This window comes from Streptomyces sp. NRRL S-495 (assembly GCF_000966955.1).
GTDB classification, from domain to species: Bacteria; Actinomycetota; Actinomycetes; order Streptomycetales; family Streptomycetaceae; genus Kitasatospora; species Kitasatospora purpeofusca.
Genome location: NZ_JZWY01000880.1, coordinates 1 through 1,568, shown reverse-complemented (window position 1 = coordinate 1,568; position 1,568 = coordinate 1). Strand labels below are relative to the sequence as shown.

Sequence of the window (1,568 nt, the reverse complement as noted above, 5' to 3'; positions counted from 1 at the left end):
AACATAACCGGGGCCGAGGCCGAAGCCGGAGTCGCCGCTGATGCCGCGGGCGGTCAGCTCGGCGGCGATCAGCGCGGCGACCTCCCCGGCGGTCCCCTCGGTCGGCGTCCGCCACTCGGCCTTGAAGCGCCGCCCCGACGGCTCCCAGCCGTCGGCCGTCATCGCCGCCGCGACCTCGGCCAAGTCCCCCGGGCGCGGGCCGACCCGCAGCAGGACGCCCTTGACCGTGCTGTAGGTGACGGAGAGCCCGCCACTGATCTGCGGCGCGGCTATCGTGAACATCGCCTTCTCACCCGGCCGCTGCACCGGAAGCTGCTCGATCCACCCGGCGAGCAGGCACTCCAGCCCCTCGCGCAGGTGCGGCACCGACAGGGCGAGCCGCCCGCCCGGCAAGTGGTCGGCGGTGCCGCCGGGTGCCTGGTGCGGCAGGTGGAGCTGCCAGCTGTACGGCAGCAGGGGGAAGTCGCTGGGCCCGTCGGTGCCGCCGGACGGACCGCCCCACTCGAAGGTGGTGTACTCGCCCTCCTCGAAGGCCGCGGCCGGCTCGGTCTCCAGCCGGACCCGGCGCCCCTCGCAGAGCAGTCGCAGCAGCCGGCCCTCCTCCCCGGCCTCGCGCCAGCGGACGTCCGGCCCGTCCGGTCCGCCGCCGAAGAGGGTCGGCTCGCCGAGGACGGCGCAGACCGCGCGGTAGATCTCGCCGAACACCGCCCGTCGGTGCTCCATGGTCGTCGGCCCCAGGTCGAAGCGGTGCAGGTCCAGCACGTCGAAGGTGCCCTCGGGGGCGCCGCGCAGGACGGAGCCGCGCTGGGCGAACGAGGGCGTGAAGGACGGGTCGGCGGACCGGATGTCGGCCCAGCTGTCACCGAACTCGGCCTTCGCCCCGGGGAGTTCGGCGACGGCCCGGCGGACCGCCTCGACCGGGAGGTGCCCGCCGGGCGCGTCGTGCAGCAGCGGGACGAACGCGGCCACCGCGGCCGGGAGTTCGGGGCTGACGTGCCGGACCTCCCGGACGTGCGGCTGGATCGCGATCCAGGCCCGGCGGTCGTTGGCCTGGAGCAGCATGGTCCGCCCGGCGGACCGCCAGCGCAGCCCGAACCCGTCGGCGGCGGTCGGGACGGCCGTCGGCTCGCCGACCTCGCGCAGCGCCTCGGAGAGCGCGCGCAGCGCGCCGCGCCGCTCCTCCTCGGGCGTCGGCAGCCGGAACTGCAGCAGCGGCACCCAGGCCCGCCGGTAGCTGTCGGCCTTCGGCTCGGTGGTGCCGAGGAAGAGCTCGGCACCGGCCGGCCAGCGGAGTTCGGCCTGCAGACCCACGACGAGGAGGTCGGTGAACACGCGGCGGACCTTCCAGTCCGGCCTGGCCTCGACCAGCCGCTCGACGTCCGCCCGCGTCCAGCAGTCGTCGAGGTCGTGCAGGGTGCGGACCAGCCCGACCGTGGTGGGCAGGTCGGCGGTCCAGGTCACGGCGGGGGTGTCGGTGTTCGCGGCGTCGTTCATGCGGACGATCATCGCAGCGACCACCGACAACCGGCCCCGGCAGCCCCCGGGGGCCCGCCGCCGTACCGTCAGAG

General features: G+C 75.7%; 1 protein-coding gene. It reads right to left on the bottom strand.

The features are described 5' to 3' along the window. The coding region (locus VR45_RS43005; RefSeq protein ID WP_159394473.1) for a hypothetical protein at nt 1-1,494 on the bottom strand (1,494 nt) is incomplete at its 3' end. Nucleotides 1,495-1,568: the final 74 nt, after the last annotated feature.